Raw genomic sequence first — 6,324 nt, 5'->3', positions numbered from 1 at the left:
AAACGAATGGAACAATTTGCTCCGTGCTGTCACGGCTGTCAAAAAAAGGCGCAGGCAAAATGGACAAATCATTTGCCAATGGAAGTTGCCGCAGTTGCAAATCTACATAACTTTCATTGCTGATTTCAGCCCAAAGGCTAGAGTGAAAGGGGAACTCGCATTCCAGAATGTAGTGCCCAATCAGCTGAAATCTGAGCTTGTTGAAGTCTTTGAAATATTTGGGGTTGAGCGCCAAGTCCACGGGAATCGGAACACCCAATTTGTCTTTATCAACGGCAATGGTGTGCAGAACTTCATCATTCAAAAACACCTTTACGTGCGATAAATACGGTATCAGTGCAGGTGAGAGTGTGAGTGACAAGTGAAGTTGCGCACGCTCTACCAACTCATCCAACCGAACACTCAGATCTACGCTTGCGTCCCCTTGTACACCACGCAAAACCAATGGCTGCGCGGCTCCCAATGATTTCAAACTCACCCGCAACGTTCTGGAGGGGTAGGCTAACACCCCGACTGCTGGGTTTAAACCGACTTCAGCTCGCTCATCAATGACAATTGAGGTTGCCTCTTCTGCAATTTTTATTTTGGCTTTTTTAGATGTTACCGCTTGTGCCTGGCCAGACACCATCAAAATGGCAGTCATCAGCATGACTAGACGCGCAACAGAAAATCTTTGAATGACTGCCATAAACATGATTGTGATGAAGTGAATCACCCTAAAAGTAACTTTGTGAATGGAATATAACAGTGAAGATTAAGTTTGAGCACCCATCAAAGACTGACAGTTTTTCTAAGTGCGATTTAATTCACAAGCCCACTTGTTTTCGAGCTTCATGAAACCTTCTTCAACCAGCCCATTTAAGGGCAAACGTGGATTTAAACGCATTGTGAACGCAACCCACTACTCTATGAGTGGCTTGCAAATGGCATGGCAATCTGAATCAGCTTTTCGACAAATTTGCGTACTGGGGCTGTTAGGTGGGATCATGCTAGTGGTTCTTCACATCGAAAAATCCGCTTGGCCCATCATTGCGGCTTCACACTTCTTCTGTATTGCAGTTGAATTGCTCAACTCCGGCATAGAAGCAGCGGTAGACCATACATCGCTTGAGGAACATCCGCTTGCCAAGCGCGCCAAAGATCTCGGTAGTGCAGCTCAAAGTGTTTGCCTAGTGAACTTGGCGGTGGTGTGGACACTGTCCATTTTCAATGGCCTGTTTTAGAGTGAAAAGGTGGCCTGATAGATGTAATCACCTGGCTTGAGTTGCTCAAAAATCACTGCGGCTCGGTAGTCATCCAACCTCATGACTTGAGGCAACACAGTCCCGACCTTGGTCGAACGTAAGGTGGGTAGGACACCTTTTTGAGGATTCATCACGACCAGGGTGAACCCATTGACTGGCTGATTACCTTTGACGGTGATGTTGAAATCCAGACGCTTGCCTGAAACGGATGATGAAAGCGACACTCGCTCTCGTTCGCGCCACCACTGTTCGACTTGACCACCAGAGGCCAGCCAAACCATGTTTCTCTTTTTCTTGACGTGATCTAAAAAACTTGGCATGGCAGAACGCAACACGCTGCCTTCGCCAAAATTTTGACTGTGAACACTCAAGAACCCTAAAGAAGCGGTGTTTAAAACCAAATCAAAATCATCAATGAGTGCTTTGCTCGTCTGTTCGACACTTAATTTTTCCCAGTACAAATTGATGTCATCGCGCTGAGTACGAGCCAACACAATGAGCGAGTCAGCAGCCGAAACACCTTCCATTTTGACCAGTGATGGCACTCGCCCTTCCAGCCGACTAGGATCAGCTGCATGATGGCGAATCCCATGCTTTTGCAAAAGCAATTCGGTAGTGTTGTCATACCCTTCAGTGGGTGCACGAAAGCCTGTGATACCGCTGATATCACCCAAAACACCAGCCAAATCTGCCTTCATGTTGACAATCCGTTGCTCTTGTGCTGCTGCAGTTTGATCCTTGAAACTCACATGCACATCACCGTGGTAACCAATTTCAAAGTCTCTGGCCAAACTTCTCAGCAAGTCAGGAAATTGAGTCGCTACTGACGTCAACACATAAAACGTTGCACGGTAACCGATGGCTTTCATCATGTCGGCAAATGCAGCAGCGTTTTCAAACCCTTGCTCCGTGTCCATTTCGATCACCTGGGCAGCCAATTTACCATTGGGCCAAGCGGCGCGAACAACCGAAGGTTGCCGTTGCAACCATTTCAGCGTGTCATCAATCACTTGACGTGGCACAAAAGGCCGGGATTCCCAACTCGTCTCAGCAAAAGCAAAGACCACAGAACGACCTGTATCCGGCGTGGTTTCAGAATACACAATCGCGCCTTCGCTGCGGCGAGCATCGTCCAACACACGAGGCCAGTCCATGAATCTGGCGGCCACAGACTCACCCGTAAGTCGCAACAAAGATTCGGTTGTTTTACCCATCCAAATCCGAGTTCCGGCTGGCAGTTGGTATGACAGCGGAGATTCGCCGTTCAAAGTCAATTGCCGGGCTTCGGAATCTGCCGATATTTCGCCGTTAACCTTGGCACCCAGTGCTTCAAGTAGCTGCCAGCCAGCCCAATCGCCTGCGCCATTTCGGGTACCGGTCGCCCAGGTAGCTAATACGCCCCCCCCTTTGGCTTTAAAAGTCAAGATAGCCTCACGTTCTTGGTCGCTCAGAGCCAACGCCGAAGGAACAATAAGCACACCCTCACTTTGCGAGCCAATGTCGGCAAGACTGCCCAATTCAGAAGCATTCATGCCACGATCAACAAAATACTGTCGCCAAGGATTCAGCAACGTGTCGTAATTTCCGCCAATGGTTGCAAAGTAAGCCTTTGATGTAGGAGACACGTACAAGAAAACACGACTACTAGGCGATGCCACCCGCGCCACCACCTGTTGCAAACCCAACACAGGCAGCTTCCATCCATTGATTTGCATCATGACCACGTAAACAAGCGCAGGCAAGGCCACGCCCAAGATCACAAAAAAAGGCAAATAAAAACCTATCCGCCTAAAAATAGACCGGCTTGATCTGTGGTCAACAACCTGGGGGTGTATGTCATTGCGACTCATCGATCAGAACGCGTCTGTCTTCACCGCGCTCTCCGCTGTCAAGGGTGGGGTGTAGGGTCGCAAAAACACTGGCTCTTGCAACCCCATGGCCCCCATGGTTGCATCGCCGCGTGATTTGTTCGGCTTGCGCTTGTCACGCAATTTGAAAGCGGCATAAGCACCAACACCAACCACCATCGTGCCAATCGTTGTCACCAAAATGACAGTTGCCAATATTGAAATCAGATCCATGATTAAAGTTTACCTTCTCGCTCAAGTTTGCCCCAGGTCATGGCTGCGCCACGCCACTCCTCAATGGAAGCAAAAGCTTTTGATATGTCTGTGATGTTGATGTAAAAAACCCGAAAAAAAACAGCATAAAGAATCAACGAAGGGTCTTCTTCTTCAATCACCACACAGTAAGCCGCAGCCACTACGTCAAGCACTGTTAATTGCAGCCACCAATAAAAAAGCAGCACAGCCAACCCATGCTGAAAGCTGACATAAATGAAAAACAGATTCCCCAAAATGGTAGAGAAGGGCCACACAATGCCCTCAAACAGCATGTACCACAAAATATAAAAATTGATACCAGATTTTCTGGGATGAAACAAAGCATTGCTGTGCTTTTTGGTGGCTTGCAAAATACCTCGGGTCCATCGGTAGCGCTGCTTGAGCAAGTCAAGCAAATGACTGGGTGTTTCAACCCAAGCAATGGCCAAGGGTTCGTAGGCAATATGCCAACCCTTCATCAGCATTTTCAGTGTCAAATCGCAATCTTCTGCAAAGGTATCGTGGTCATAGCCGCCCACTTGCTGCAACACTGATTTGCGAAAAATGCCCAAGGGGCCCGGGATGATATTGACAGATCGAATGAAACTCTGGGCTTTGCGTGCCATGGCCAAGCCTTCTACATACTCAAGCGATTGAATATTTGTCCAGATGTTTTCTCGATTCATCACTTTGACATTGCCCGCCACAGCACCAATGGACGGATTTTCAAAATGTGGAATACACACCCTCAAGGTATTGCGTGACAACTTGGTGTCACCATCCATGTTCAATACAAACTCACCGCGAGCCAGCGTCATTCCCGTGTTGAGCGCTTCGGCTTTGCCTGCGTTACGTTTGGTCACCACACGAATGGGCACCACCAAACTTTCTCTGGCTATGGCCAAAGCCTTCTCATAAGTGTCATCGGTTGACCCATCATCGACCACAATCACTTCAAAATTGGGGTAATCCAGTTCCGTCAGTGCCCGCAAGGCAGGTTGAATCACCACCCCCTCATTGAAGGCGGGCACCACAATGGTGACCATGGGCAAGGAACTTTCTTCAGAAAACCGCGCGGTTTTGAATTCTCGTTTTTTGTACAGAGACTCAATGTGGTCAAAAAAAGAATACATGATCAAAACGCCATAACGAATGACCAAAAGCACCAGAAAAAACAGCAAGTAGCCAGCAATCGCAGTCAGTACGTAGCTCTCCAAGAGCGCACTGAACGAGCCCTCTTGTTCTCTGACGGTGTCATAACTGCGCACCAATGCCCAAAACAGCCCAACAAATACCAGGGCTGCCATCACATAGCGCAACAAGCGTTTCAGTGCCAAATTTTTTCCAGGTTAAGGCCAATAGACTGAGACCGGTAGGCAGAGTTGTCTCGCCAACTGGCCATTGACCACACATTCAGTCCCAAAGCAATGTCATTGGTGACCCAGCGCTTGGCACCCGCTGACACACTCCAACTGTTGCCGGCGTCACCCCACAAAGGCGCCCCCAGCTGACCAGACGCAAAGAAATTCCAATCTGCGTCACCCCACTCCCCCATCAGCCCGGCATAAGCACTGCCTGAGCCCTGCGCGGGAGACCAATACGTGGCCACATTTCGGTCAGCTTCGCGCGTCTCCACACCTACAAAGGGCTTGAAATGACTGCCAAAAGGACGCCATGACGAGTTGAAATTCACGGTACTCGCCCAAATGGCGTTGTTGTCAGAAATACCGTAATAGTTCAGTCGCCCGACAAGGGTACCCATTGAAAACGACTGCGTGACCTCTGCACTCAAAAAATTGGCTGCCAGCCCTTGTCTAGATGCCACAGGATGGGCGGCCATCTTGCCCCAATCAAGCCGACCAGCACCTAAAGTCAATTGATCATTCAGCAACTTGACATGAGCCGCACCAAACACCGCAGGATTCAATCTTGTGGGCATGCTTAACTCAAGACTAGGCTTGAGTGGTAACGCCAAATTTTGGTATTTGAAGGTGACATCAGTTTGCGGCTCAGCATCCGTAGGCGTCCAGTCATAAAAGCCACTGCTTTCAATTTCAAATATCTGTGCACCCGTTTTATCGCGCCACTTGTGATTGGCAGACCCAATTCGGCGTTTGAGTTGAGCCGAGTCGGAAGCTGCGCCAGCACTCAAAGTGGTTCGTGGGCTCAATTCGCGTTCAGCCAACATCAAGCCCTCTTTTGCGTCGGCATGATCGGGCTCTTGGGTCAAAACACGCTGGTACATGGGCCGCGCCAAATCATCCCGACCGCGCCACCGCTGAATATTGGCCAAACCAACGGCGGCGGCCTTGGCTTGGCTACCCGAGCTGATGCCTTGGTAAACCGCCGTAGCGTCATTGACCCGCCCAGACCAAGCCAAACTGTTGGCCACAACCAACTGCAATTGGGCATCCAGTGGGTTTTGAGCCATCAACGTCATGCCAAGCGTTCCGGCGGCTTGGTAGTTGCCAGCGTCACTGAGTTCCATGATTTTTTTTTGTTCAGCGGTGCGTTTAACCTCAACAGCTACCGCTTCTTTTGCAGGCACTGGTGGTTCAATGTATTTGAAGGGCGCCAGAAAACCACCACTTGAAATCAATGGTTCAAACCCCTTAGGCTCCACACTGGTCGCACCGGCCAAACCTGCCGGTTGAGCCCACACACTCCAGGAACTCAAGACACTTACTAACAAGCAAGCCACATGTTTTTTCATATTGGATGATGCACTGTGTGCTACTTTTTGATCACGGCACGCGTAGCGCGCGGAACGGCTGATTTACCAAAGGCAGCAACGCCAGATAAATCGTCATAGTCAAACATGGCACTGTCGGAATCCATGTCTTTGGTGAACTCTGTGGTGGGCATGGCTTTTTCAACTTGCACCTGATGCGGCTTCACAGCCACCGACACAGCGGCAAGTTGATGCTGCTTCTGCACTGCAACCCTGGGTTGAGCTGGCACAGCCACCTGTGGCTTCG

Annotated in this window: 8 protein-coding genes; 2 read left to right on the top strand and 6 right to left on the bottom strand. The window is 49.6% G+C overall.

Annotated features, from left to right (window positions below):
* Nucleotides 1-694: cellulose biosynthesis cyclic di-GMP-binding regulatory protein BcsB (locus PHT20_RS16010; protein ID WP_301021305.1), on the bottom strand; the 694-nt coding region annotated here is incomplete at its 3' end.
* Nucleotides 695-833: 139 nt separating this feature from the next.
* Here PHT20_RS16010 and PHT20_RS16005 point away from each other — a divergent pair.
* Entirely contained in the window at nt 834-1,223 is a 390-nt protein-coding gene (locus tag PHT20_RS16005) for a diacylglycerol kinase (RefSeq protein ID WP_300085708.1), read from the top strand.
* Here PHT20_RS16005 and PHT20_RS16000 read toward each other — a convergent pair.
* The 4 genes from PHT20_RS16000 to PHT20_RS15985 all read right to left on the bottom strand — a co-directional run bounded on the left by PHT20_RS16000 (nt 1,220) and on the right by PHT20_RS15985 (nt 5,834).
* Nucleotides 1,220-3,016 (bottom strand): polysaccharide deacetylase family protein, encoded by a 1,797-nt coding sequence (locus PHT20_RS16000; protein WP_301021304.1) that lies wholly within the window; start codon nt 3,014-3,016, stop codon nt 1,220-1,222. The two genes, PHT20_RS16005 and PHT20_RS16000, sit on opposite strands and share 4 nt — an antisense overlap.
* A gap of 81 nt (nt 3,017-3,097) precedes the next feature.
* Complete coding sequence (locus PHT20_RS15995) at nt 3,098-3,325, bottom strand: hypothetical protein (RefSeq protein ID WP_300086561.1); 228 nt, start codon at nt 3,323-3,325, stop codon at nt 3,098-3,100.
* A 2-nt stretch (nt 3,326-3,327) separates the two neighbouring features.
* Complete coding sequence (locus PHT20_RS15990; RefSeq protein WP_300086564.1) at nt 3,328-4,683, bottom strand: glycosyltransferase; 1,356 nt, start codon at nt 4,681-4,683, stop codon at nt 3,328-3,330.
* On the bottom strand, nt 4,674-5,834 hold the full coding sequence (locus PHT20_RS15985) for a hypothetical protein (protein ID WP_301021303.1): 1,161 nt from the start codon (nt 5,832-5,834) through the stop codon (nt 4,674-4,676). Before PHT20_RS15985 ends, PHT20_RS15990 begins: the two co-directional genes overlap by 10 nt.
* On the opposite strand from PHT20_RS15985, the gene PHT20_RS15980 reads away from it, so the two are divergent.
* Complete coding sequence (locus PHT20_RS15980) at nt 5,833-6,000, top strand: hypothetical protein (protein ID WP_301021302.1); 168 nt, start codon at nt 5,833-5,835, stop codon at nt 5,998-6,000. The genes PHT20_RS15985 and PHT20_RS15980 overlap by 2 nt on opposite strands.
* 79 nt (nt 6,001-6,079) lie before the next feature.
* On the opposite strand, the gene PHT20_RS15975 is transcribed toward PHT20_RS15980, so the two are convergent.
* Nucleotides 6,080-6,324: hypothetical protein (locus PHT20_RS15975; protein ID WP_301021301.1), on the bottom strand; the 245-nt coding region annotated here is incomplete at its 5' end.

This window comes from Rhodoferax sp. (genome assembly GCF_028715765.1).
Lineage (GTDB): Bacteria > Pseudomonadota > Gammaproteobacteria > Burkholderiales > Burkholderiaceae_C > Rhodoferax.
This window is presented reverse-complemented; position numbering and strand designations above follow the sequence as displayed.